Source organism: Marinobacter gelidimuriae, assembly GCF_000372805.1.
Taxonomy (GTDB): domain Bacteria; phylum Pseudomonadota; class Gammaproteobacteria; order Pseudomonadales; family Oleiphilaceae; genus Marinobacter; species Marinobacter gelidimuriae.
Genome location: NZ_KB889894.1, coordinates 1 through 25,879 on the forward strand (window position 1 = coordinate 1; position 25,879 = coordinate 25,879).

The window sequence follows — 25,879 nt, forward strand, 5'->3', positions numbered from 1 at the left end:
TTATAACACGGCCTGGAAGCTCAAACACAAGGTGCTGCAGGTCATGTACGATCGCAACCAGGGAGAGAGGCTCAGCGGCCGCATCGAGATTGATGACGCCTATCTGGGCGGCGAACGGTCAGGAAAACCAGGTCGTGGTGCCGAGCATAAATTCCCCTTTGTCGCTGCGGTACAAACTAATAGCGAGGGCCACCCGATGCGGGTTCAGCTTCGCCGTGTGAGTGGCTTTACCCTGGCCGAGGTGCGTCGCTATAGCCAACAGGCCATTGCGCCCGGAAGCCACGTTGTCAGCGATGGTCTCAACTGTTTCCGGGCCTTCGACACGGCCACCTGCGTCCACGAGCGCCACATCACCGGAGGCGGTCGTGCCAGCATGGCGAATCCTGAGTTCAACTGGGTCAACACCCTGCTCGGCAACGTCAAGAACGCGATTACTGGCACTTACCACGCCATCCGGGAGCAGCATGCCCCTCGCTACCTCGCTGAGTTCGAATACCGCTTCAATCGGCGCTACGATCTCAAAGCCATGCTTCCGCGGTTCCTGACATTAGCAGCCCGGACACCGCCTATGCCCTATAGGCTGCTAAAGATGGCTGACTCTTATGCGTAATCAGGACGCCTTATGCAAACAAATCGTCTTGTGCGTCGGGGTTAAAGTCGCCGACGGTGTTCAGGGCTTCTCTGACCGGGCGAAACGAGCGGCGATGCTGGGGTGTGGCGCCCAGGCGTGCCAGCGCCTCCATGTGAGCCGCGGTTGGGTAGCCTTTGTGTTGCGCCAGGCCGTATCCCTGGTATTGCTGGTCTAGCGCCTGTAATTCGCGGTCCCGGGTTACTTTCGCCAGAATGGATGCAGCGCTGATGGCGGCTATTCGTATATCGCCTTTCACCACAGCCGCAGCGGGCCAGCGCCAATCAGGGCAGCGATTACCATCTACCAACACGTACTCGGGTTGCGGGTTCAGTCCCTCAACGGCGCGGGTCATGGCCACCATGGTGGCCTGGAAAATGTTCAGGCGATCAATCTCTTCGGCTTCGCAGCGCCCAAGGCTCCAGGCGGTGGCTTTTTCGATGATTTCGTCGAACAGTTGGTTGCGCTTTTTCTCGCTGAGTTTTTTCGAGTCGGCCAGGCCTTTTATGGGCCGAGCCGGATCCAGTATCACAGCGGCGGTGACGACCGCGCCGATCAGCGGGCCGCGCCCTACTTCGTCAACGCCGGCCAGAAGTTCACCCTGGTAGTCACACACAAACGGCGGAAAGGGGGTTTTAATGGCCATAATCAGAGGCCCCTGCACTTTCAAGTTTCAAGCAATCGCGCCTTGTCGTTATGGGCACCTGCCAGCAGGGCCGCAATGGCCGTGGCCGCTTGCTCATCAGCGTTCTGCCGCAGGGTCAGGTGCAGCTCGGTGAAGGATTCAATCAGCTGCTCGCGCTTTGAGGTGTCTTCAAGCTGGCTGAGTACGGCGGCGCCCAGCGCTTCCGGCGTAGCGGCCTCTTGCAGGAGTTCTGGCACCAGTTCCTGGCGAGCGAGTAAGTTAGGTAAGGCGATGTGGGGTATCTGCACCATACGCGACAGTATTCTGTAGCTGAAGTCACTAAGCCGGTAACCCACCACCATGGGCTTTTTCAGCAGCATGGCTTCCAGGGTAGCGGTGCCAGAAGCCAGCAATACCGCATCAGAAGCCGCCATGACTTCCCGGGAACGGCCTTTCACAATGGTCACTGGCAAGCTCAGCTCCAGAGCTTCAGTAATGCCACGAATCTGCTTTTCGCGCTCACGGTTAGCGCAAGGGATCACCAGTTGCAAATCGGGGACGCGCTGCTGCAACCAGCGCGCAGCTTCTAGAAAGAGCGTGCCCAGGCGCTCTACTTCTCCCCCACGGCTCCCTGGCAATATGGCCAGAACAGGCTTGTCGAGTTCCAGCCCCAAGTCTGCCCGCGCCTGAGCGGTATCTGGTCGCATTGGAATGCGGTCCGCCAGAGGGTGGCCAACAAACGCTACAGGTATGTTGTGCTGGTGATAAATATCGGTTTCGAACGGAAACAGGGTCAGCATTAAGTCAACGGATTTGGCAATCTTGAAGATGCGCTTTTTACGCCAGGCCCACACCGATGGGCTGACGTAATGCACCGTGGGCATGCCGGCCTCGCGGCAGCGGCGCTCTACTGCCAAAGTGAAATCTGGGGAATCGATACCGATCACCACCGCAGGGGGGGTGGTCAGAAAGAAATCCAGCAGGCGGCGGCGAATGCGCACCAGCTCACCGATACGGCCCAGCACTTCCACCAGACCCATAACGCTCAACCGCTCCATAGGCACCAGGGACTGGAAGCCTTCGGCCATCATTTCTTCACCGCCGATACCGGCAAAGCGGGCGTTGGGGTAGCGTTTGCGCAGGGACCGAATCAGTCCTGCACCGAGGATATCACCAGAAGCTTCACCGGCGATGATGCCAAAGGTGATGCAGGATTCGGGGTTTTGCAATGTCAGCCTACCCGTTCAGCGAATGATGCCGCGATTGGCCCGGCGCAGCGATTCAATCAACGGTGTAATTTCTGGCAGGTCAGCAAAGTCGGTTTCCAGCGTTTTGATGGCTTGCTCGGTGGTCAGCCCCTGGCGATAAATCACCTTATAGGCTCTACGCAGACTGACCAGAATGTCTTTACCAAAACCGCGGCGTTTCAGGCCTTCCACATTCATGCCGTGGGGCTGCGCAGACTGGCCGCTGGCCATAACGTATGCCGGTATGTCTTTCAGCACGATACTGCCGCCAGCCGCCATGCTGTGGGCGCCAATGTGGCAGAATTGATGCACCATGGTACCGCCGCCCAGTATGGCGTAGTCATCCACCGTTACGTGTCCGGCCAGGGTGGTGCAATTGGCCAGTATGGTGTTGTCGCCCAGCACGCAGTCGTGGGCGACATGCACATACGCCATCAGCAGGTTGCCGTTACCGATGCGGGTTTCACCCTGATCTTGCACGGTGCCGCGATGCACGGTGCAGTTTTCACGGATGGTGTTGTTGTCGCCAATCACCAGGCGGGTAGGCTCACCAGCGTACTTTTTATCCTGGCATTCTTCGCCAACGCTGGAAAACTGAAAAATTCGATTATTGCGACCAATAACGGTTGGCCCTTTGATGACCACATGGGACATAATCTCGGTGCCTTCCCCGATCTCAACACCCGGGCCTATGTGACTCCAGGGCCCAACGGTCACGTTATCTGCAAGCTTGGCTGAGGCATCAACAATCGCTTGGGGATGCACACCGGACCGGTCACGTGGCACCATCAAACTTCTCGCTCTGCAGTCAGGATTTCTGCGATACAGACCACTTCGTTATTAACCAGGGCACGGCACTCGAATTTCCAGATGCCGCGCTTGGTCGACATAACTTCAGACTCCATGCATAACTGGTCGCCTGGCAGCACCGGACGTTTAAAACGCACCTTGCGGGCACCCGCCAGGTATTGCGCCAAGCCATCAGCCGGTTTGCGGCCTACAGTGACAAAACCCAGAATACCGGACAACTGAGCCATGGCCTCTATAATCAACACACCCGGCATAATCGGGTTGTCAGGAAAGTGGCCTTCAAAAAACTGCTCGTTAAACGAGATATTTTTGTAGCCCTTGATGGACTTGCCGCTTTCAAGGTTAGTTACCCGGTCCACCAGCAAAAACGGGTAGCGGTGCGGCAAGTATTCAAGAATTTCGTTAATGTACATCATGTTGATCGGCCTCAGCCCTCTGATTTCTTTTCCAATTCTTTTAGCCGTCTGGCCATGGCGTCCAGCTGACGGAAACGCACTGCGTTTTTGCGCCATTGCCGGTTGGTTTCGGCGCTGGTTCCAGACGAATAAACGCCAGGTTCGCTGATGTCGCCGGTTACCAGTGTCATACCCGTGAGCTGCACACCATCGCTGATGGTCAGGTGCCCGGCCACACCGGCCGCACCGCCGAACACGCAGTGGCTGCCAATGCGGGTACTTCCGGAAATACCCACTTTAGCGGCCATCGCGCTGTGATCGCCTATGTGAACGTTATGAGCGATCTGAATCAGGTTATCAAGTTTTACGCCGTTACCAATCACCGTGTCGTCCAATGCGCCGCGGTCAATGGTGGTATTAGCGCCCACTTCTACGTCATTACCCAAAACTACCCGGCCAATCTGTGCGATGCGATGCCAAACACCCCGCTCGTTAGCAAAGCCGAAGCCGTCCGAACCAATAACTGCGCCGCTGAGAATATGGCAACGCTGCCCTATAACCACGTCGTGGGCCAAAGTAACCCGGGGTCGCAGAAGACTGTCGCGCCCAATACGGGTGCGGGCACCAATCACGCAGCCGTGGCCGACAACCACGCCTTCGCCAATGCCTACATCAGCCTCAATGACCACCTGGGCGCCAACACTGACCCCGGCTCCGATGCGTGCAGAGGGGTCAATCACCGCGCTGGAATGAACACCGGCAGGGGGTTTCGGCGTGGTGTCAAACCAGTGGCTCAAACGGGCATAGCCCAGATAGGGATTATCCATCACTAGCGCGCTGCAGGTGGCCAGCGCAGCGAATTCAGGCGAAACAATAATGGCACCAGCCTGACTGCCGGCAACGTGTTTGCCGTATGACGGATTCGCCAGAAAGCTGATTTGCTCGGGGCCTGCGCACTGCAAGGTGGCCAGCCCGGTGATGCGCTGTTGCGGATCACCCCTAAGGTCTGCGCCCAGCTCGCGGGCGATATCACCCAGCAGATAAGACGGTGCTGTCATCGCAGGTCTCCCGGCACTACGGCGTTAAGGTAAGGGTTCATAGCAACCCGACTTAACGGTTCAGTTTCTCCAGAAGCTTCTCGGTCAAGTTCAGATCCGGTATCACGTAAACCACGGCTTCGCTCGGTAAAATCAAATCCAGGTCGTTTTCGTCCAGCAGTTCTTTTACCGCGACATCTACCTGCGGACGAGCCGCTTCAAGGAACGCTTGTTTGCGCTGTGACACGGTGGTGTCCAGGCGTTGCTTCATGGCATTGAACTGTTGCACGGTCTGTTGGAATTCGCCGGCCAGCTTCTCCCGCTCACTGTCGTTCATCATGGCGCCATCTTTTTGCAGACGATCCTGCATTGCCCGCGCCTTTTCCTGCGCTTCACGAACGTCTACTTCGTCGCCGGCGAAATCCCGCTGCAGTTTTTCGCTGAAGACTTTTGCGCTGTTCGAAGCAAACAAGGCCTGACGCAAGTCGACCACACCAATACGGGTGTCGGCCATGGCAGGGAACGACAGTGCCATTACGGCCGCAGCCACAATCAGGGTTATACGGGACATCGATTTTCTCCTTGTTTCATTTTTATGATAAATCTCGTTTGAAAACACGCTAGAACGTCTGACCCAACGAGAACTGGAATACTTGGGTATCGTCACCGGGTTCGTCGTTCAACGGTTTAGCCAGGCTGAACGCCAGAGGGCCCACCGCGGTAATCCATTGGAAGCCGATACCCGCGGAGAAACGTACGTCCCCGAGGTTCGGACTAAAATCACGATCTGTATCGAATACCTGGCCGCCATCGAGGAATATCGAGGTGCGCATTGAGCGAGTATCGCCAGCAAAAGGCGTTGGCAATATCAGCTCCACGCCCGCTTCTGTGAGCAGGTTACCACCGAAAGGATCGGGTTCGGAAAGGTCCAGCGGATTGCTATTCTGCGCGCGGCGACCCAGAGAGTTGGCTCGAAAGCCACGAACTGAGCCAAAACCGCCGGAATAGTAATGCTCATAAAACGGCATCACGGTACGATCACCGTAACCATCACCGTAGCCAATTTCGGTGCGGGTTCGCAGAACCCAGCGCTGGGAGTCGGTCAACGGGAAGTAGAAGTCGGTTTTGTGCCCCACCTTGTAGAAGGTCAGGTCACTGCCCGGCACCGCGACGTCAAGCGACAGCGAATGGCTATAGCCGTCCGAAGGCAGAATACCGCGGTTCAGGGTGCTCTGGCGCCAGCTGCCGAACAGGAAAAAGTTATTAAAGGCATCACCCTCTTCGTCAATAAAATCGCTCACTTCCTGGGCGCTGAAGATGCCTTCCTTCACTTTTGACAAGGTGTAACCTGCGCCAAAATTCAGACGTGTAATACTGTCAATGGGGTAGCCAAAGGTAACCCGCGTACCATACTCATCCAGCAGGTAGGATGAGATATCTTCCTCTTCGTAATCCGTTTTACGAGCAAATACACTGAAACCTCGGCTGACACCGTCAACCGTGTAGTACGGATCCAGATAGGACACGTTGGCACTTTTAACAGAGTCGCTGACGTTCACTCCAAACGATACCCGCTTGCCGGTTCCGAAAAAGTTATTTTCAGACACGCTGGCACCAAGGATAACGCCCGAATCCTGAGAGAAGCCAACAGAGGCGGACAAGCTGCCGGTGGGCTGCTCTTCAACGCTGTAGTTTACGTCTACCAGATCGTCGGTGCCGGGTACCGGGACGGTTTCAACGTTCACGCCTTTGAAAAAGCCCAGGCGTTCAAGCTGAACTTTGGAGTATTCAATCCGGTCAGAGGACGCAATACCGCCTTCCATCTGGGTCATTTCCTGGCGCAGTACATCGTCGCGAGTAGACACGTTGCCAGAGAAATTCACTCGGCGCACGTAGGCGCGTTTGCCCGGTTCAACAAAAAAAGTCACCGCTGCGGTGCCGTCTTCAGACGTTTCAGGTACCGCGTTCACATCAGCAAACGCGTAACCTTCCCGACCCAGACGGAATGACAAACTTTCGGAAATAGCAGTCATCTGGGCACGTGAGAACACATCACCCACTTTTACCGGAATCAGATCACGCAATCCCTGCTCCGGCACAATAAGGTTGCCGCGCAAGCGAATATCAGACAGCGTGTACTCGCGGCCTTCGTGCAGTGCGATGACGATGAACACTTTTTGCTTGTCCGGCGATATGGACACCTGGCTGGATTCTACGCTGAAATCCAGGAAACCACGGTCTAGATAAAAGGACCGAAGGGTTTCCAAGTCGCCACTCAAACGCTCTCGGGCGTACTTATCAGAGTTAGTGATGGAGTTCCACCAGCCGGTGCTTTGCAGCTCAAGCAGGTCTTTTAGCTCGTCATCACTATATTCCTGGTTACCAACCAGGTTAATGTGATGAATCGCGGCAACACTGCCCTCGTTGATATCCAGACTGATATCAACGCGGTTGCTGGGTAGCTCATTGGCCGTGGCTTTAACACGGGCATTATACCGGCCTTGGCCAATGTACGAACGCAGAATCTCCAGCTCTAGCCGTTCAAGTGTTGCACGGCGGAATACCTGGCCTTCTTCGAGGCCTGCCCCCGAAAGCGCGTCTGTAAGCATATCAGTTTCGATATTCTTGTTGCCGTCAATTTTGATGGCGCTGATCGACGGGCGCTCGCGCACGGTCAAAATCAGCGCACCGGAATCACGGCTGGCCTGGATGTCCGTAAACAGGCCTGTACGGAACAGCGACTTTATGGCCTCTGCCAGCTCGGCGCCGTCAACCTGTTCGCCAATATTGATCGGGAAGGAACCAAAAACCGTACCCGCAGATACGCGCTGAAGGCCTTCAACTTCAATGTCCGATATTGTGAATGTGTCCGCAAGCGCGGGCTTTATACCGAGTGTGGCCACTGTCAGGCCAACGGCTAAACCTAGAAAAGTAAGTCTCATTCAAATATTTCGCCTGGTTAATGCGCTAAGGAGCCGCAATTCTCACAACCGCATAAGGTCGTTGTAAAGAGCAAACACCATTAAAGTCAGTATCAAAGCCATACCAATTCGTAATCCAACGGCCTGCACCTGCTCCGACACCGGCTTACGGCGGATCGCCTCGATCGTGTAGTACAAAATATGGCCACCATCAAGCACCGGCACCGGCAGCAGATTCAGCACGCCAAGGCTGACACTCAGATAGGCCAGAAACCGCACAAAATCTTCAAATCCGGAACTCACGCTGGCTTCGGCAACACGGGCAATGGTAATGGGCCCGCTCAGGTTGCTTGGCGACAACAATCCGGTCAGCATTTTCTTGATAGCTACCAGCGTCAAGCGGGTATCTGCCCAGGTTTCTTCAACCGCAATCGGAAACGCCACCAGCGGACCATAGCTAATTTCGCGAAGGCTACCTTCCGGCCATTCCGGTACCTGAACACCGGCCCCGATCAAGCCAATGATTTCACCATCGTCTGCGGTTTTTGCCGCGGGAACAATGCTCAGCGTGCGTTCGGCGCCTTCGCGCTCAAAACGCAGCACCAGGCTTTGCTCTGGCGATTGTCGAACGCGCTCAACCAGGCCAAACCAGTCTTCGACCGGTTCGCCATCTACCGCGATTATGCGATCACCCGGTTGAAGGCCGGCAGCGCTGGCACGGCCGTCTGCAGAGATCACCCCCAGCACCGGCGGTATAGCCGGGCGATTGGGCACAATACCAAATTCGCCGAGCGGGTCGGGAGTGTCGGTGCTCAAACTCCACCCACCCAACTCGCCCTGTAATAGGCCTTGGCCCTGGCCGCCGGTTACCGCGAAGCTCACTGTACCATGTTCGCCGGCACGCTCCAGCAGGCGCATGTTAACGCTGCGCCAAGAGTTAACACCGTGACCGTCAACTTCCGTCAACTCCATACCCGGCGTAAGGCCTACGCGCTCGGCCACCGAGCCCGGCGCTACCGAGCCGATAATAGGCGCAACTGTGGTCACGCCGACCACCGCCAGCAGCCAGTAAGCGGCGATCGCAAAAATAAAGTTGGCCGCGGGGCCAGCTGCGGCGATGGCAATACGCTGATACGGCGACTTCGAGGTAAAAGCCTGATCGCTCAGCTCCGCCGGCACCGGCCCTTCGCGCGCGTCCAGCATTTTTACGTAGCCGCCCAGTGGAATCGCAGCCACGGCGAACTCAGTACCATGACGGTCATACCAGGACCACAAAGGTTTACCAAAACCGACTGAAAAGCGCAGAACCTTTACGCCAAAACGGCGAGCTACCCAGAAATGCCCGTATTCATGAATGGTCACCAGAATGCCCAGCGTTAACGCCAGCGAAAGAATGGTCTCAATGATCTGCATAGCGCCTCTTGGAATAATGACTGCCGCAGCGACAGCAAAAACACGACTCTGACTTCAGCATGCCAGCTCAGCCACCCGGGCGCTGGCAAACTGCCGCGCTTCAGAATCTTTGCTGAAAATAATGTCAAAACTGTCAGCCGGAACGGCAGCAACGGCGGCCAGAGTTTGGTCTATAATAACGGGGATGTCAGTAAAGCGAACCCTGCCCTGCAAAAAAGCTTCCACCGCGACCTCGTTGGCGGCGTTGAGCACTGTCGGTGCGGTACCACCCGTTTTAAAGGCTTCTGCGGCCAGGCGCAAACACGGAAAGCGCTCGGTATCCGGATGCTCGAAGTGAAATCGGCCAATCGCAAACAGGTCTAACGGTGCTACGCCAGCTTCGATACGCTCTGGCCAGGCCAAGCCGTTGGCAATCGGCGTACGCATGTCCGGACTGCCCAACTGCGCCAGCACCGAGCCGTCGGCGTATTCCACCATAGAGTGGATAATACTCTCCGGATGAACGTGCACTTCAATTTTTTCCGGCGAGATGTTGAACAGCCAACAGGCTTCGATCAGTTCCAGCCCTTTATTCATAAGGGTGGCAGAATCGACAGATATTTTCCGGCCCATGGACCAGTTGGGGTGGGCGCAGGCCTGATCGGGCGTTACCAGTGCCATGTCCGCCGCTGGCATTTCACGGAAAGGCCCGCCCGAGGCGGTCAGCAAAATACGGGTAATGCCCGCGGCATCGGGCTGGCGAATACGGTCGGCCGGTATGCACTGGAATATGGCGTTGTGCTCGGAATCAATGGGCAGCAATTCCGCGCCCGATTCGTCCACAGCGTCCATGAACAGGCGCCCGGACATCACTAGCGCTTCTTTGTTGGCCAGTAAAACCCGCTTGCCAGCGCGCACCGCGGCAAGAGTTGACGGCAAGCCAGCCGCACCCACAATGGCCGCCATCACCGTATCAACCCCCGGGCTAGTCGCCGCCTCAGTCAGGCCGGCTTCACCGGTCAGCACTCGTATATGCGGTAAGTCAGACAAGGCCTCGCGCAGTTTTTCAGCCGCTGGCCCATCAGCCATTACGGCAATGGCCGGTTCAAACTCACGGCACAAAGTGGCCATTGCCTCAACGCTTGAGCAAGCTGTCAGAGCGTACACTGAAAAACGCTGTGGGTGACGACGCACGACATCCAGCGTACTTAAACCGATAGAACCGGTGGCCCCCAGCACTGATAGATGGCGGCGTTGCATCAAGATAAGGGTCCAACATTAAGCCAACCAAGTTGAATAACAAGCAGGGTAAATATGGGTATGGCCGCAGTCAGACTGTCTATGCGGTCCATAATACCGCCGTGCCCGGGAAGCAGCCGACTGCTGTCTTTGATGCCGCGAAAGCGCTTAAGCATGCTCTCGAACAAGTCGCCCAGCACCGACACAGCAGCGGTCACAACGGAAATAACCATCAGAGCAACCGATTGCCCAGCCCCGGCGCCAAGTGTTTGACTAACCACCCATGCAAAAACCGCAACCGCCGCCAAACCGCCCCATACTCCGGCCCAGGATTTACCCGGACTGACCCGAGGCGCCAGCTTGGCATTGCCAAATTTTCGGCCAGAAAAATACGCGCCGATATCGGCTACCCACACCAGCGCAAACACATACAGAATCAACAACAGATTGTTATCGGTCGACGCAAATTTGAACTCGCCGCTGCGCAAATAATTCAGGCCAACCCAGGCCGGCACCAACACCAGCAGGCCCATGGCCGCCCGTGCAGGAACCGAGCCCCAACGCGCAGAATTTTTGGGATAAGAAGCCACCAGACCAAAACCGGCCAGCCACCAAAGCAACGCTAACCAGAGCACACCCTGTGCAGTCATTGTGTATAGAGCCGCCAATACCAGCAATACAGCGGCGCTGTAGCCAACGCGTGCAGGCTGCGCTATCAGCCCCGTCATATTGGCCCACTCCCAGGCACCCAGGGCAATCAGCGCGGCGGTAAAAATTGCAAAACCCACAGGTGGCAGGAAGAAAACGCCACCAATAGCAATGGGCGCCAGAATCAACGCAGTTATTATCCGGGTTTTAAGCACAGTGAACCTGCTCTTGTTGTGTTATCAGAGCGACGATCGGGCCGCGACCTGGTCATCCGTCTGGCCAAAACGTCTTTGCCTTGCGGCGTAAGCGGCCAGCGCTTCCTGCATCTGCGGTCGCTTGAAGTCCGGCCAAAACACCGGCGAGAAATAGAACTCGGTATACGCCAGGTGCCACAACATAAAATTGCTTATGCGCTGTTCGCCGGCGGTACGAATCATCAAGTCTGGCATGGGCAAGTCACCCAGGCTCAAGTGGCTTTGAATCAGGTCTTCGGTGATGTCCGATGGCTGCAACTGACCGCTTGCGACTTTTCCGGCAATTTTACGGGTGGCGTCCGTGATGTCCCATTGGCCACCGTAATTGGCGGCGATCACCAGGGTCATCGCTGTATTGTCAGCGGTGAGTGTTTCGGCTTTCGCCATCAAATTCTGTAACAGGGGGCTGAAAGCCGAGCGTTCACCAATAAGACGCAGGCAAATATTGTTGCGATGCAGTTTGCGCACTTCGCGCTCCAACGCAAACACAAACAGTTTCATCAATGCGGAGACTTCGTCTTGCGGGCGGCGCCAGTTTTCACTGGAAAACGCAAACAGGGTAACAACCTTGACACCCTCGCGGGCACAGGTTTCCACCACGGCGCGGACGGCGTCCACACCAGCCTTGTGACCGGCCACACCTTTAAGACGCCGGGCCTTGGCCCAACGATTGTTACCGTCCATGATAACGGCAACATGTTTCGGTCGGCTTGGTGCCGATTCCGGAATTGCTGCGGAAACAGTTGCGGTCATAACATCCCCTGTGCGGCCGCCGCGCCTTATGGCAACCGTGAGTGTTGTACCCTCAAAATGCCGGCATCAAACCGCCATCAAATCCTCTTCTTTGGCTTTCAATAACTTTTCCACTTCCGCAATAAAGCGGTCGGTCAGCTTTTGCACTTCTTCTTCGCCGCGGCGCTCGTCGTCTTCGCTGATGTCTTTGTCTTTCAGCAGCTCTTTTAACGTGCTGTTGGCATCGCGACGGGCGTTGCGCACTGAAACCCGGCCGTGTTCTGCGTCAGCGCGGGCCTGCTTGACCATGTTTTTACGGGTTTCCTCGGTCAGCATCGGCATAGGCAACCGAATAAGGTCACCGCTGGTAGACGGATTAAGTCCCAGGTCGGAGGTCATGATGGCCTTTTCAATCTGCGGAACCAGGTTTTTTTCCCAAGGTGACACCGTCAATGTACGGCTGTCTTCCACATTCACCGAGGCTACCTGCCTCAACGGCGTTTCCTGGCCGTAGTAATTCACCATCACGCTATCCAGAATGGAAGGATGTGCGCGGCCGGTTCGGATTTTGTTAAACGCTGACGCCAGAGCTTCAATGCTCTTGGTCATTTTGGTTTCAGCTTCCGTTTTGATCTCGTTAATCACTTGCCAATCCTCGATTTGTTCGTAAAACCGGACCCTGCCGGATTATTCAATCAACTATCCAATCGATCAGTCAATCGACTATTCAATAAAAGTACCTACTTTTTCGCCTGTCACGATGCGGGTCAGAACCCCGGGGCTATTCATATCAAATACCCGCAGCGGCATGCCGTGGTCGCGGGCCAGACAGATGGCCGTCAAGTCCATCACGCCCAGTTTTTTATCCAATACTTCGTCATAAGTCAGGGAGTCGTATTTTACCGCTGTGCTGTCCAGGTAGGGGTCGGCTGAATATACGCCGTCTACCTTGGTGCCCTTCAGTACCGCGTCGGCTTCGATTTCGATACCGCGCAGGCAGGCCGCAGAATCGGTGGTAAAGAAGGGATTGCCGGTACCCGCACAGAAAATAACCACGTCGCCGTCTTTCAGATCGCGCACAGCGCGGCGGCGATCGTAATGCTCCACAATACCACTCATGGGGATGGCAGACATAACACGGGTGCGGATGTTGGAACGCTCCAGGGCGTCACGCATAGCCAGGCCGTTCATTACGGTGGCCAGCATGCCCATATGGTCGCCGCTAACGCGGTCCATACCGGCCGCGCTCAGGGCTTCGCCACGGAACAGATTACCGCCACCAATAACCAGGCCAACCTGCACACCAATACCAATCAGTGCACCAATTTCCAGCGCCATGCGGTCCAGAACCTTGGGGTCGATACCGAAACCAAGATCACCCATCAGGGCCTCACCGCTGAGCTTTAGCAGGATACGCTTGTATCTGGGCTGAGTTTTGGACGTTGTCGACATGCGGATCCCCTTCTGGCCTATTGGCTGCAGCGCAAAGCGGCGGCGCGATGCGGCAGGCTTGAACGAAGCCGCCGATCAATCAGGCAGCTTCCGAAGCTGAAATCAGCCTTTGTTGATACCGGATGCGGCAGCAACCTCGGCAGCAAAGTCAACTTCTTCCCGCTCAATGCCTTCGCCTACTTCTACGCGAAGGAAGCCAGTCAGCTCGCCACCGGCCGCTGTCACCAGCTGGCCCACGGTTTGCTCCGGGTTTTTAACGAACGGCTGTTCAATCAGGCTGTTTTCAGCCAAGTATTTCTTGATGCGACCGCCCATCATTTTTTCAACGATTTCAGCCGGCTTGCCTGCCATATCCGGCTGCGCCTTGATGATCGCCTTTTCTTGTTCCAGCTCTTCAGCCGGCATATCTTCAGGCTTGGCGATGCGCGGGTTTACTGCAGCAACGTGCATGGCGATATCACGGGCCAGCTCTGCGTCACCTGCGGTCAAAGCAACCACGGCAGCAATCTTGTTGGTGCTGTGAACGTAGCCGCCCACAACCGCGCCTTCAATGCGCACGATGCGACGTACGCTGATGTTCTCGCCGATTTTCTGGACCAGCGCTTCGCGCTTGGCTTCCAGATCGCCCGCCATCAACACGGCAACGTCGGTTTCGTTCTTTTTGAACGCAACGTCTAGCACGTCGTTGGCGAAGTTGATGAAGTTATCATCACGGGCAACAAAGTCGGTTTCGGAGTTCACTTCCAAAATCAGGCCCACGGTGTGGTCGTCTGAAATCTTGATCAGTGAAACGCCTTCAGCGGCGGTACGGCCGGCTTTTTTAGCAGCCTTCAGGCCAGATGATTTGCGCAGCTCTTCAATCGCGGCGTCTACACTGCCTTCCGATTCAACCAGAGCTTTTTTGCATTCCATCATGCCAAGGCCGGTGCGCTCACGCAGCTCTTTGACCATTGCAGCGGTAATAGCAGCCATGTTGGGTCCTCTTAAAATTTCCGAATTCGGTAGGAAAACCTGCCCGGAACCTGTCCGGGCAGGTTTTGAATCTCAGAGCAAATCAAGCGTTGCTCTCAAGCCTTATTCTGCAGCAGGCGCTGCGCTTGGGGCTTCTTCGCTAACTTCAACAAACTCGTCCACGCCAACGTTGGCCGATTCCAGGCAGGTGTCAGCAACCGCCTTCACGTAAATCTGGATAGCGCGGATGGCGTCATCGTTACCCGGAATTACGTAGTCAACGCCGTCAGGGTTGCTGTTGGTGTCAACCACACCAATAACAGGAATACCCAACTTGTTGGCTTCTTTAATAGCGATACGCTCGTGGTCAACGTCTATCACGAACAAGGCATCGGGCAGGCCGCCCATATCCTTGATACCACCAATGGAACGCTCAAGCTTGTCCATTTCGCGGCTGCGCTCAAGCGCTTCTTTCTTGGTCAGCTTGTCGAAAGTACCGTCTTTGCTATGGCCTTGCAGTTCACGGTAGCGGTTAATCGACTGACGAATGGTTTTGTAGTTGGTCAGCATGCCACCCAACCAGCGGTGGTTCACAAAGGGCTGACCTGAACGCTCTGCTTCTTCTTTAATAATCTTCGCAGCAGCGCGCTTGGTACCGACGAACAGAATCTTGTTCTTGTTCTCGGTCAGCTGCGCAACGAATTTAAGAGCATCGTTCATAGCCGGAACGGTCTGTTCCAGGTTGATGATGTGAATCTTGTTACGGGCGCCGAAGATGTACTTCGACATTTTTGGGTTCCAGTAGCGAGTCTGGTGTCCAAAGTGAGCACCTGCTTTAAGCAGATCACGCATATGTACTTGAGCCATTATAATTACCTTGTAACTTCGGGTTAGACCTCCACGAATCCGATTGCACCAACCTATGCGCGGTTTTCAACAACCGCAGGCACCCTGGAGCAACGTGTCGACCCGTGTGTGAATTTGCTGGATTCGTTTCCAGCGGGCGCGTTTATACCATATTTATGGCGCGCAATGCCATTAATTTTGTGCCGGAGCCGCTTGTTCTCTTAAGTTGTACCTTGTGCCCATGGGGCTTAAAATGGCAGTCCAATATATCTCTTCTAATAGGAAAATCGATGCAGGTCACCATCAAGACCCCGGAAGACATAGCAAAAATGCGCATAGCCGGACGACTGGCTGCGGAAGTTCTGGAAATGATCGACGAGCACGTCAAACCCGGCGTGACCACCGAAAAACTGAACCAGCTCTGCCACGACTACATTGTGAACGAGCAGCAGGCTATCCCGGCGCCGCTGAATTACAAGGGCTTCCCAAAGTCCATCTGCACCTCGGTGAACCACGTGGTTTGCCACGGCATTCCCACCGAGCAGAAAGTGCTGAAAGACGGCGACATTATCAATATTGACGTCACTATTATAAAAGATGGCTACCACGGCGACACCAGCAAAATGTGGGCGGTGGGAAAACCTAAGCCCGGCACCGAGCGGTTAATCCAGATTACCCAGGAATGCATGTATAAAGGTATAGAACTGGTTAAGCCCGGGGCCCACCTTGGCGATATCGGACATGTGATCCAGCAGCACGCTGAAAAACACCGATTTTCGGTAGTTCGTGACTATTGTGGCCACGGCATTGGTCAGGTGTTTCATGAAGAGCCACAGGTGATGCATTACGGCAAACCCGGCACCGGCCTGGAACTCAAAGAAGGTATGATTTTCACCATCGAACCGATGATCAATCAAGGCAAGTACCACACCAAAGTGCTGCCAGACGAATGGACCGCGGTCACCAAAGACCGCAAGCTGTCAGCCCAGTGGGAACACACCATTCTTGTGACTGCAGACGGTCATGAAGTGTTGACCAAACGCAAAGAAGAGTCATTTTAAATGGCAGCGGGCGAGCTGGAACACCGCATTAGCCATGACGCTTCACCGGTTTCCGCCGCCCGCACGCTATTGCAGGAGCGACAGCAGGCAGACGCGGCCGCTTTTGAACAGGGTTCGGATGTTCGAGCGCTGGTAAAAGCGCGCTCTGACACGGTCGATACGGTATTGCGCCATATCTGGAATCGCTATCCGCTAGCGCGCTCCAACAACGTGGCGTTAATTGCCGTGGGCGGTTACGGCCGCGGCGAGCTGCACCCCTACTCCGACATTGACTTGCTGATTCTGACCCGCACGGGCACCGACCCCGAATGGCGCGATGACCTTGGCGCGTTCATTACCCTGCTGTGGGACTTGAAACTGGACATTGGCCACAGCGTACGCAGCATTGACGAAAGCACCGATGCCGCTCGCGGCGACATCACCATTCTGACCAACCTGCTGGAAACCCGTACCATCGCCGGGCCAGACGATTTACGCAGGGAGCTGTCAGAGCTGGCTTTTTCAGATGAGATAAGCACCGACCGCGAGTATTTCATTGCCAAGCGTGCAGAACAGGAAGAGCGCCACACCAAGTACAGCAACACCGAATACAATCTGGAACCCAATATTAAAGGCGCCCCCGGCGCGTTGCGCGACATCCAGACCATCGGCTGGATCACCAAACGCCACTTCGGTTTGCACAGCACTGCTGACCTGACCCAGTTCAGCGTGCTGACCGAAGACGAGCACCAGGTTCTGCGCGCAGGCGAAACCCTGCTGTGGCGGCTTCGATACGGACTGCAGCTGTTGGCCAAGCGCAATGAAAACCGCCTGCTATTTGACTATCAGCGCGGCCTGGCCAATATGCTGGGCTACCGGGATGAAGGCGAGCGCCTGGGCGTTGAACTGATGATGCAGTCCTACTACCGCGCAGTGTTGGCTCTGGCCGAGCTGACCGACGTGATTCTGCAGCATTATGATGAGGCCATTCTGGGCAGCGGGCAGGAAGATGTTATCCAGCCTATCAACAAGCGTTTCCAGATTCGCAATCACTATATTGAAGCCATCAACAACCAGGTATTCGCCTACGCGCCCTTCGCGATTATGGAGCTGTTTGTGCTGATGGCGCAGAACCCGGCTATTCGCGGCATACGCGCCACCACTATTCGTTCACTGCGGGCCCACCGCCACCTGATTGACGACGCCTTTCGCGCGAATTTAGCGGCCACCTCGCTGTTTATGGAACTGCTGCGCACGCCAGACAAGCTCGATCAAACTCTGGTGACCATGAAGAAATACAGCGTGCTGGGCCGATATTTGCCGGAATTTGGCCGCATTATCGGGCAGATGCAACACGACCTGTTCCATATTTACACGGTGGACGCGCATACCATGGGCGTTATCCGCAACATGGTGCGCCTACACAACGCCACCAGCAGTGAAGACTACCCGCTAGCCTCAAGGCTGATTCATCGCCTGCCGAAACTGGAAACTCTGTTTATTGCCGGGCTCTATCACGATGTAGCCAAAGGTCGCGGTGGTGATCATTCAGAGCTGGGTGCCATTGACGCCGAAGCCTTCTGCAAGCGCCACCATCTGAGCGATCGCGACACCCAGCTGGCGTCGTGGCTGGTGGAAAATCATCTGCTGATGTCGATGACGGCCCAACGCAAAGACATTTCCGACCCGGACATCATTCACGAATTTGCCCGCGCCGTGCTCAGCCAGGCGCATCTGGATTACCTGTACATTCTGACCGTGTGCGACATTAGCGCCACCAACCCCAAACTTTGGAACACGTGGCGCGCATCGCTGTTAAGGCAGCTGTATGTGGAAACAGAAAGGGCTCTGCGCCGCGGCACCGACACCCGCATAGATCGCCAGGAGTGGGTGAACGCCACCCAATCCGAGGCCCGCGAGATTCTGCGCGCCCAGCATTTCAGCGACGTCCAGATTGATGACCTGTGGAACACGGTCGACGAAGACTATTTTCTTCAGGACTCCCCCATCGATATCGCCTGGCAAACCGCGGCCATTATCCGCCATGGCGATGATGCAGACCCGCTGGTGCTTATTCGTGATACCCGCGGTGGTCCGACTGACGGTTATTCACAGATCATCATTTATATGAAAAACCGCACCGCTTCGTTTGCCGCCACGACGGCGGTGCTGGAGCAATTAAATCTGAACATTGTGGATGCCCGTATTAGCTCTAGCGACGGGCCTTGGTCCATCAGCTCCTACGTGGTGCTGGACGACCACGGCCAACCCCTGGGTATAGACCCGGATCGCAAAGAACGGGTAAGAAGTCGGCTGATTGAAGAACTGGACGACCCCGAGGACTACCCGGACATTATCCACCGGCGCACGCCAAGGCAGTTGAAGCACTTTGCTTTTCCCACCGAGGTACTGTTGTCTAACGACCGATTTAACCTGCGTACTGTGGTGGAAGTGGTCACCCCAGACCGCCCCGGCCTGCTGGCTCGTATAGGCCAGATTCTGCTGGAACACCGGGTACGCCTGACCACCGCAAAAATTGCCACTTTGGGCGAGCGGGTGGAAGACATATTCTTTGTGACCGACGAAAACGGTGACGCGCTGCACGACCCCGCTGCCTGCCAGGCCTTGCAGGACGACTTGTGTAAAACTTTGGATAACATTCGATGAACCCCGATTTAGACCGACTTCACCCCTACCCGTTTGAAAAACTGGCACAGCTGAAAGCCGGCGCGACCGGGCCCGCGCACTTGGAGCCCATCTCCCTGGGTATTGGTGAGCCCAAGCACCCTGCCCCGGAGTTTATAAAGCAGGTAGTAGCAGACAATCTAGCCCGGCTTGGCAACTACCCCACCACAAAAGGCACCGACGAGCTGCGCGAAGCCATCAGCCAATGGGCCACAAAACGCTTTGCGCTGGCACCGGGCTCGCTAACCGCAGCCCACCACATAGTGCCGGTGAACGGCACCCGCGAAGGCATTTTCTCGCTGGTGCAGGCGGTGGTCGACCGTAGTAAGGCTGCCACCGTGGTCAGCCCCAATCCGTTTTATCAAGTCTATGAAGGCGCGGCTTTCCTGGCCGGTGCCACTCCGGTTTACCTGGCCTGCGACAGCAGCAATGACTTCATCCCGGATTTTAATGCGGTTGACCCGCAGGTCTGGCTGCAGTGCCAGGTTCTGTTTTTATGCTCGCCGGGCAACCCCAGCGGGTCAGTCATTCCGCGCGCCACCCTGGCCCGGGTGCTTGAATTAGCTGATGAGCACGACTTTATTGTGGCTTCCGATGAGTGCTATACCGAACTTTACCCGGATGAAGCCAACCCTCCTGAAGGCTTACTGCAAACTTGCGCAGCCATTGGCCGCAACGATTTTGCCCGCTGCGTGGTGTTTCATAGCCTGTCTAAACGCAGCAATCTGCCAGGCCTGCGCTCTGGTTTTGTTGCCGGTGATGCGCGCATTCTTGAAGGCTTCTTGAAATACCGCACTTACCACGGCTGCGCCATGCCCATCCACAACCAATTGGCCAGCATTGCCGCCTGGGGCGATGAAGAACACGTAAAAGAAAACCGCCGCGCTTATCGCGCCAAGTTTGAAGCCATAGTGCCTATTTTGCGCCAGGTGATGGACGTCGATTTTCCAGACGCCGGGTTCTATTTATGGCCGCAAACTCCGGCGGGAATGAATGACGAAGTGTTCGCCCGTGAGCTTTCGGCGCAACAGAATGTACACGTGCTACCAGGGCGCTACCTGTCGCGCACGGTGGATGGCTACAACCCGGGTGAAAACCGCATACGCATGGCGTTAGTGGCGCCATTGCAGGAATGCGTCGAAGCTGCGGAGCGCATCGTGGCCTTTGTAAGGGCAAATTCGTGATAAAACTGTACGGCATTCGCAACTGCGACACGGTAAAAAAAGCCCAGAAATGGCTAGACGAGCACCGCATTGAATACCAGTTTCATGATTTCAAAAAAGACGGATTGAGCAGCGCGCTTTAACGAACTGCGCGGAATTCCAATTCAAAATTTCTGATTTAGTGTTGGATGGATAGCGCCTATTTGGGTCGGTCCTGGTTTTCAATGTACGCACGAAGAACGCTGATCGGTGCGCCACCCACCGACAATAAACAGTACGATCGGCTCCACAGAGCGTTTGTGCCCCAGTAAAACTCTTTGAGCTGGGCGCCATACTCCTTCTTGATCATCCGGCTACTGACGGTTTTCAGCGTGTTGATCAGTTTTGCTGGCGTGACCATCGGGTGAAGCGTGATGAGTGCGTGTATGTGATCGGCTTCGCCGTTGAACTCGTCCAAACCGCAATCATCGGCGCTTAACAGTCGGATAAACTCATCTTCAAGCCAGAGTAGCATCTCGTCATTCAGGCATTTATTTCGATATTTGGTGACTAACACCAAATGATATTGCAGCTTGTAGATGCAGGAGTTATGGCTTCGTTTCATGCTGGAAATACCACTGTATAAAAAATTGACACCAATTTTGGCTGGCTGTAATATTAACAACATGAGCAAAACGAAATCAACGCATATTCGCACCCAGCAAATCGTCATACGAAAACGGCATGAGGCGTTTCGTGGGGCTGGCTATTGCGCTCAGATTGCTCATAGAATCAAAAACGCCACCTCCTATTTAATGCAACACCATCCTGACGGCAAAGATCAAACGCTGTCGCACCGCGACGCTGATAAATGGCTCAAGAAAAACAATCGAGAGTTGTACACCAAGCTTCCATCAGCCATTGCCCAGCGGAGTACGCAGATTGTCGGTCAGGAGTGGAAAACTTTTTTTGCCGCCTTAGCGGCTTTCAAGAAAACACCCTCGGCCTTCAAAGCCCGACCCCAGAAACCGCGTTACGCCCGCAAAGCGGCCACCGTGCACATTGGAAGAAACGGCTTTAAGGTGGTCGAAGGCACGGTGTATTTTGCCAATGACGTGCTACCACCGGTCAAAACACAGTTTCGTTTTTCGCAAAACTGGAACGCTTTGGTGGTTGACACCGTTGCGCTTGAGGTGCGCATCGTACCCAAAGGCAACTGCTTCATTATTGAAATCATCTACGACGAATCAAAAATCGTGGAGGCGGGCTGTTTCTGCCGTCTTCTCGACAAATCCCGCAAGGCTGGGATCGATTTAGGCATCAATAATCTTATCGCACTCGCAACCGATCAGCCGAGCGTTCGCCCTGTTCTGATCAACGGTAAAGCGCTGAAATCGATCAATGCCTGGTACAACAAACGTGTGGCTAAACTTCGCTCGCAGGGAAAATACGCTCACATTCGCGCTGTGACCAACAAACGTCATCGCCGGATGAAGGACTTGCTGCACAGAGCGTCCAGCAAGGTTGCCTCTTGTTGCCTGGAAAACAATATCGGCACGCTGGTTATTGGCTACAACGCGAATTGGAAACAAAAGATCAATATCGGGAAAGTGAACAACCAGAAATTTGTCGATATTCCGCATTCCATCCTGATCGCTCAAATCCAATACAAATGCCACGGACTGGGCATAACCACCGTCATTCAGGAAGAGTCATACACCTCCAAAGCGTCGGCTTTGGACAATGACTTCCCACCTGTTTATGGCGAAAAACCCAAAAATGTCGTACCAATATTCAGCGGAAAGCGAATTCGCCGAGGGTTGTATCAAAGCAAGCACGGGATTATAAACGCCGACATCAACGGTGCTCTTAATATCCTCAGAAAAGCAACGGGTGAGGCCTTAGGGCTAGCCTGTAAGGGGTTCGTGTCCAACCCCATAATGATGGATCTTATGCCACACAAATCCATCGTTATTAGAAGGGAAAATGCTGCGCAGCCGATGGCCGCGTAGTAAGTTTACCCAGATACCAACTCAAAATCTTCGATTTAGTGTTGGTAGTTCACTCACTGACATTAGCCAGACATCACAAAACATAATTCACTGACAACACAGGAACACACACCCGATGAGCTTTGCATTCGGTATTGGTATTGGCACACAGAACAATCAGGGCGAATGGCTGGAAGTTTTTTATCAACAGCCCTTGATGATCCCCGATAAAACGCTGCTAGACGTGGTTCGCGGTGCTCTGGACTTTCAAGGCGGCAATCAGGCCATCAGCGCCAACGCCGAGCAACTTAGCCAGCTGGCAAGCGGCCTGCGTCAAATCGGCCAGACCGATCAGGCCGCGCTAGCCGAAAAAGCCGCCCGCAGCGAACGCCCGGTCGTCGTCACTTTACTGGAAACCGACGATGCCGCCAGCAGCACGCCCGAGGTTTACCTTAAGCTGCAGCTGATATCCCACCGCCTGACAAAGCCCCACAGCCTGAAACTGGACGGCATATTTGGCCTGCTGCCAAATCTGGCCTGGACCAACGAAGGCGCCATTGACCTGGCCGAGCTTCCTGAGCGCCAGCTGCAAGCGCGCCTTGAAGGCCGCACTCTGGAGGTAAAATCGGTAGATAAGTTCCCGCAGATGACTGACTACGTAGTGCCCCAGGGCGTGCGTATTGCCGACACCGCTCGGGTTCGCCTGGGCGCCTATGTGGGCGAGGGCACCACGGTGATGCACGAAGGCTTTATCAACTTCAACGCCGGTACCGAAGGCACCAGTATGATCGAAGGCCGTATTTCAGCCGGCGTAATGGTTGGCAAAGGCTCTGACCTGGGCGGCGGCTGCTCCACCATGGGCACATTGTCTGGCGGCGGCAACATCATTATTTCAGTGGGTGAAAACTGCCTGATTGGCGCCAACGCCGGTATTGGTATTCCCCTGGGCGACCGCTGCACCGTAGAAGCCGGCCTGTACCTGACTTCCGGCACCAAAGTGGCGCTGCTAGACGACGCAGGCAAACTGGTAGAAGTCATCAAAACCCGCGATCTGGCCAACAAGTCAGACCTGCTGTTCCGTCGCAACAGTGAAAACGGTGCGGTGGAATGTAAAACCAACAAGTCGGCCATTGAGCTGAACCACGAGCTGCACGCCAACAACTGATAGGGACCTTTATGACTGCTTTACCCAATAAGGCCCTGTCACCGACCCTCAAGCTGGCGATGGATCTGATTCGCCGGCCGTCGGTGACGCCCGACGACGCCGGCTGTCAGCCGCTGATGATGTCGCGCCTGGCACCTCTGGGCTTTGCCGAAGAAAACCTGCGTTTTGGCACCACAGACAATCTGTGGGCTCGAAAAGGTTCGGAAGGACCGGTTCTGGCCTTCGCCGGGCACACCGACGTAGTGCCCACGGGCCCGGAGAAAAACTGGGCCATACCACCGTTTGAAGCGATTATAAAAGACGGCATGCTGCACGGCCGCGGCGCCGCGGATATGAAAGGCAGCCTGGCAGCTTTTGTTACCGCCTGCGAACGCTTTGTGGGCAAGCACCCGAACCACCGCGGCTCCATTGCGTTGCTGATTACCAGCGACGAAGAAGGCCCGGCCGGCGATGGCACGGTAAAAGTGATTAAAACCCTGGAAGCCCGCAACGAGAAGATCGACTGGTGCCTGATCGGCGAGCCGTCCAGCACGGTTGAGGTGGGCGATGTGATCAAAAATGGCCGCCGCGGCTCACTGCACGGCTACCTGACAGTTCACGGCGTGCAAGGCCACGTGGCTTATCCGCACCTGGCCGAAAACCCGATACATAAAGTAGCTCCGGCGCTGCACGATCTGGCGCAGGAATTCTGGGACAACGGCAACGATTACTTTCCGCCCACCACTTTCCAGATTACCAAGGTGGAAGCCGGCACCGGCAGTAATATAATTCCCGGCGAATGCCTGGTGCACTTCAATTTCCGCTATTGTACGGAAAGCACCGCCGAAAGCCTGGAAGAGCGGGTTGTGGCAGTATTGGGGAGACACTCGCTGAATTACGATTTGCAGTGGCATTTGAGTGGCCGACCGTTTCTGACCGACAAAGGCGCGCTGGTGTCGGCGTCAACAGCGGCCATTGCCAGAGTTTGCGGCCGTGAAACCGAGCTATCTACGTCTGGCGGCACGTCCGACGGTCGCTTTATCGCGCCTACGGGTGCTCAGGTGGTGGAACTGGGGCCCATAAACGCTACCATTCATAAAGTGAATGAATGCGTCAGCGCAGACGACCTGGACACCTTATCGCAGATTTACGAAGAAATTCTGGTGGAGTTATTGGCCTGAAAAGTACCTTGCCTGGCTCATACAATGGCCATGTAAAGCGTTAACGCTCTGCTGCCTCAGTAATGGGGCGGCGGGGTTTCTTCTTCTTCACTGCGAAGGTTAGAACCAGACACTTCTTTCAACTGCCTGTGCAGTAACTGTTTGGCCTCCCACAGCTGACGCAGCTCCAACTCCTGAGTCGCCATCTGCTCGCTCAGCGTGTTTATTACGTCGTCCTGAAACGCAATCCGCATTTCCAGCTCGTCAAGCCGGTGTTCCAGTCGTTTATCCGTCATGGTTTTAGTGAGTTCCTGCCGTTATCTGTTAAGATGCCGCCTTCATGCAGCCGGAAGTGTCATTTTACCCCATATCCGGTTATTTATCGTTAGCGTTATCATTCAGGAGATTTTCAATTCACATGCGTAATCCAGCCAAAGCGATCGTTGCTGCCTTACTGATCGCGATTCCCGCTCCCTTTATTCTCGGCTTTTTGCTGGTTTCCTTTACCCCGGAGCTGTTCCAGATTCTGTCCCAGTCTGAAACCAGTGCCGCGGCCAACAGCACCCCCTTCGTTCTGGGCAGCGCCCAGGGCATTGCCGCTTACGTGATTGCCGTGGTGATATTTGCCATTGCTGATTTTATCACCGTTGCGGTCAGCGCCAAACAACCGGCCGCTGCGCCCGCTAAAGCCGCTCAGCCCCGCGCACCTGCAGCGCCTCGTCGTGCCCCTGTACCGGCTAAAAAAAGCGGTAACATGCACCACGATGACGATGACGACTTCGACGACAGCACCCCTGAGGGCGACGAAGACGGCACCGTTAAATGGTTCAACGTGAAAAAAGGCTTCGGCTTTATTGTTCGCGACAGCGGTGATGAAATCTTTGTTCACTTCCGCGCTATTCGTGGCAGTGGTCGCCGCGTTTTGCGCCAGGGTCAGCTGGTGCGCTTCAGCGTGATTGACGCCGACAAAGGCCTGCAGGCCGATAACGTGTCAATTCTCAGCGAATAACCTACACCAGGTTTTCATTCGCTGCTAGAACTAAAAAAGGGGTGGAGCCAAAAGCTCCATCCCTTTTTTAGTTTGATAATGTGGTAACTATTCAACTCAAATTTTCTAAAAAAGTTCTTGACAGGGTTTTAGCCCCAATTTCATGAATTTAGGCCACACTCAACGCAAACCCATAAAGCGGCGCGCAAGGCCTCCAGGATCCCTTCACGGCCCTTTCGTTTTGTTGTCCATCCCCGGGGCGACGTCGATTTGAAAAACCCCGTCAAATCCGCGCTCAGGACGAAAAATTCGACCTGAAAAAGTCGTGCGATAATAATGCATCACTCNACGGTACTCAGATCCATGAAGATCACTAACATTGATGTCGACGCTGCGCTGGCGGACGTCAGACAACAACGCCAAGCAGACACAACCGTCGCGCCTTCCATGCGGACGGCCATCGAGTTGCTGATGGTGCTGGTCCAGAGACTGAGTGGGCGGATTAACACCCACAGTGCAAACAGCCGTAAGCCGCCGTCTCAGGATCCGGAT

25 protein-coding genes and 2 pseudogenes are annotated in these 25,879 nt (G+C 55.2%); 10 read left to right on the plus strand and 17 right to left on the minus strand.

Going from position 1 to position 25,879, the window contains the following annotated elements; all coding sequences use genetic code 11:
• Positions 1–610: IS1595 family transposase (locus A3OI_RS0111330; protein ID WP_018404384.1), on the plus strand; the 610-nt coding region annotated here is incomplete at its 5' end.
• 10 nt (positions 611–620) lie between these two features.
• Here the strand turns inward: A3OI_RS0111330 and rnhB are convergent.
• The 15 genes from rnhB to rpsB form a co-directional block, all read right to left on the minus strand.
• Positions 621–1,274 (minus strand): ribonuclease HII, encoded by a 654-nt coding sequence (rnhB, locus tag A3OI_RS0111335; protein ID WP_026224152.1) that lies wholly within the window; start codon positions 1,272–1,274, stop codon positions 621–623.
• Between the two features lie 20 nt (positions 1,275–1,294).
• Positions 1,295–2,482, minus strand: a complete 1,188-nt coding sequence (gene lpxB, locus A3OI_RS0111340; RefSeq protein ID WP_018404386.1) for a lipid-A-disaccharide synthase — start codon at positions 2,480–2,482, stop codon at positions 1,295–1,297.
• A gap of 15 nt (positions 2,483–2,497) precedes the next feature.
• Positions 2,498–3,289, minus strand: a complete 792-nt coding sequence (lpxA, locus tag A3OI_RS0111345; protein WP_018404387.1) for an acyl-ACP--UDP-N-acetylglucosamine O-acyltransferase — start codon at positions 3,287–3,289, stop codon at positions 2,498–2,500.
• Positions 3,289–3,726 (minus strand): 3-hydroxyacyl-ACP dehydratase FabZ, encoded by a 438-nt coding sequence (gene fabZ, locus A3OI_RS0111350; protein ID WP_026224153.1) that lies wholly within the window; start codon positions 3,724–3,726, stop codon positions 3,289–3,291. The genes lpxA and fabZ overlap by 1 nt, the downstream gene beginning before the upstream one ends.
• Positions 3,727–3,737: 11 nt before the next feature.
• The gene (gene lpxD / locus A3OI_RS0111355) at positions 3,738–4,763 is read right to left on the minus strand and encodes a UDP-3-O-(3-hydroxymyristoyl)glucosamine N-acyltransferase (protein WP_018404389.1); all 1,026 of its coding nucleotides are present in this window, start codon (positions 4,761–4,763) and stop codon (positions 3,738–3,740) included.
• Between the two features lie 52 nt (positions 4,764–4,815).
• A complete protein-coding gene (locus tag A3OI_RS0111360; RefSeq protein WP_018404390.1) occupies positions 4,816–5,313 on the minus strand; it encodes an OmpH family outer membrane protein in 498 nt (165 codons plus the stop codon).
• A 49-nt stretch (positions 5,314–5,362) separates the two neighbouring features.
• The gene (gene bamA, locus A3OI_RS0111365; protein ID WP_018404391.1) at positions 5,363–7,684 is read right to left on the minus strand and encodes an outer membrane protein assembly factor BamA; all 2,322 of its coding nucleotides are present in this window, start codon (positions 7,682–7,684) and stop codon (positions 5,363–5,365) included.
• Between the two features lie 42 nt (positions 7,685–7,726).
• Positions 7,727–9,076 (minus strand): RIP metalloprotease RseP, encoded by a 1,350-nt coding sequence (gene rseP, locus A3OI_RS0111370; RefSeq protein WP_018404392.1) that lies wholly within the window; start codon positions 9,074–9,076, stop codon positions 7,727–7,729.
• Positions 9,077–9,130: 54 nt separating this feature from the next.
• The gene (ispC, locus tag A3OI_RS0111375) at positions 9,131–10,315 is read right to left on the minus strand and encodes a 1-deoxy-D-xylulose-5-phosphate reductoisomerase (protein ID WP_026224154.1); all 1,185 of its coding nucleotides are present in this window, start codon (positions 10,313–10,315) and stop codon (positions 9,131–9,133) included.
• Positions 10,315–11,157, minus strand: a complete 843-nt coding sequence (locus A3OI_RS0111380; protein ID WP_018404394.1) for a phosphatidate cytidylyltransferase — start codon at positions 11,155–11,157, stop codon at positions 10,315–10,317. Before A3OI_RS0111380 ends, ispC begins: the two co-directional genes overlap by 1 nt.
• Positions 11,158–11,181: 24 nt before the next feature.
• On the minus strand, positions 11,182–11,949 hold the full coding sequence (gene uppS / locus A3OI_RS19985; protein WP_018404395.1) for a polyprenyl diphosphate synthase: 768 nt from the start codon (positions 11,947–11,949) through the stop codon (positions 11,182–11,184).
• Between the two features lie 66 nt (positions 11,950–12,015).
• A complete protein-coding gene (gene frr, locus A3OI_RS0111390; protein WP_018404396.1) occupies positions 12,016–12,573 on the minus strand; it encodes a ribosome recycling factor in 558 nt (185 codons plus the stop codon).
• 78 nt (positions 12,574–12,651) lie between these two features.
• Complete coding sequence (gene pyrH, locus A3OI_RS0111395) at positions 12,652–13,380, minus strand: UMP kinase (RefSeq protein ID WP_018404397.1); 729 nt, start codon at positions 13,378–13,380, stop codon at positions 12,652–12,654.
• 102 nt (positions 13,381–13,482) lie between these two features.
• Entirely contained in the window at positions 13,483–14,352 is an 870-nt protein-coding gene (gene tsf, locus A3OI_RS0111400; RefSeq protein ID WP_018404398.1) for a translation elongation factor Ts, read from the minus strand.
• Positions 14,353–14,454: 102 nt separating this feature from the next.
• Positions 14,455–15,198, minus strand: a complete 744-nt coding sequence (rpsB, locus tag A3OI_RS0111405; protein ID WP_018404399.1) for a 30S ribosomal protein S2 — start codon at positions 15,196–15,198, stop codon at positions 14,455–14,457.
• Positions 15,199–15,467: 269 nt separating this feature from the next.
• Here rpsB and map point away from each other — a divergent pair, with 269 nt between their 5' ends.
• The 4 genes and pseudogenes from map to A3OI_RS24305 all read left to right on the plus strand — a co-directional run.
• The gene (map, locus tag A3OI_RS0111410; RefSeq protein ID WP_018404400.1) at positions 15,468–16,238 is read left to right on the plus strand and encodes a type I methionyl aminopeptidase; all 771 of its coding nucleotides are present in this window, start codon (positions 15,468–15,470) and stop codon (positions 16,236–16,238) included.
• Positions 16,239–18,884, plus strand: a complete 2,646-nt coding sequence (locus tag A3OI_RS0111415) for a [protein-PII] uridylyltransferase (protein WP_018404401.1) — start codon at positions 16,239–16,241, stop codon at positions 18,882–18,884.
• Positions 18,881–20,086, plus strand: coding sequence for a succinyldiaminopimelate transaminase (gene dapC, locus A3OI_RS0111420; protein WP_018404402.1), 1,206 nt, complete (start codon positions 18,881–18,883; stop codon positions 20,084–20,086). The genes A3OI_RS0111415 and dapC overlap by 4 nt, the downstream gene beginning before the upstream one ends.
• A pseudogene (locus A3OI_RS24305) lies at positions 20,086–20,205 on the plus strand (arsenate reductase); the annotation flags it as partial. The gene dapC and the pseudogene A3OI_RS24305, both read left to right, overlap by 1 nt.
• A gap of 59 nt (positions 20,206–20,264) precedes the next feature.
• On the opposite strand, the gene tnpA reads toward A3OI_RS24305, so the two are convergent.
• Positions 20,265–20,669: an IS200/IS605 family transposase gene (tnpA, locus tag A3OI_RS0111430; protein ID WP_018404404.1), complete on the minus strand. Its 405-nt coding sequence runs from the start codon at positions 20,667–20,669 to the stop codon at positions 20,265–20,267.
• Here tnpA and A3OI_RS0111435 point away from each other — a divergent pair.
• From A3OI_RS0111435 to dapE, 3 genes are all read left to right on the plus strand, one after another.
• Positions 20,668–22,056, plus strand: coding sequence for an RNA-guided endonuclease InsQ/TnpB family protein (locus A3OI_RS0111435; protein WP_018404405.1), 1,389 nt, complete (start codon positions 20,668–20,670; stop codon positions 22,054–22,056). The two genes, tnpA and A3OI_RS0111435, sit on opposite strands and share 2 nt — an antisense overlap.
• A 115-nt stretch (positions 22,057–22,171) precedes the next feature.
• On the plus strand, positions 22,172–23,200 hold the full coding sequence (dapD, locus tag A3OI_RS0111440; RefSeq protein ID WP_018404406.1) for a 2,3,4,5-tetrahydropyridine-2,6-dicarboxylate N-succinyltransferase: 1,029 nt from the start codon (positions 22,172–22,174) through the stop codon (positions 23,198–23,200).
• Positions 23,201–23,211: 11 nt separating this feature from the next.
• A complete protein-coding gene (dapE, locus tag A3OI_RS0111445; RefSeq protein ID WP_018404407.1) occupies positions 23,212–24,360 on the plus strand; it encodes a succinyl-diaminopimelate desuccinylase in 1,149 nt (382 codons plus the stop codon).
• A 56-nt stretch (positions 24,361–24,416) separates the two neighbouring features.
• Here the strand turns inward: dapE and A3OI_RS0111450 are convergent, their stop codons facing one another.
• Entirely contained in the window at positions 24,417–24,635 is a 219-nt protein-coding gene (locus tag A3OI_RS0111450; protein ID WP_007349882.1) for a SlyX family protein, read from the minus strand.
• Positions 24,636–24,757: 122 nt separating this feature from the next.
• Between A3OI_RS0111450 and A3OI_RS24450 the strand changes: the two genes are divergently transcribed.
• Entirely contained in the window at positions 24,758–25,348 is a 591-nt protein-coding gene (locus A3OI_RS24450; RefSeq protein WP_018404408.1) for a cold-shock protein, read from the plus strand.
• Positions 25,349–25,690: 342 nt separating this feature from the next.
• Positions 25,691–25,879 (plus strand): annotated as a pseudogene (locus A3OI_RS0111460) (IS66 family transposase); the annotation flags it as partial.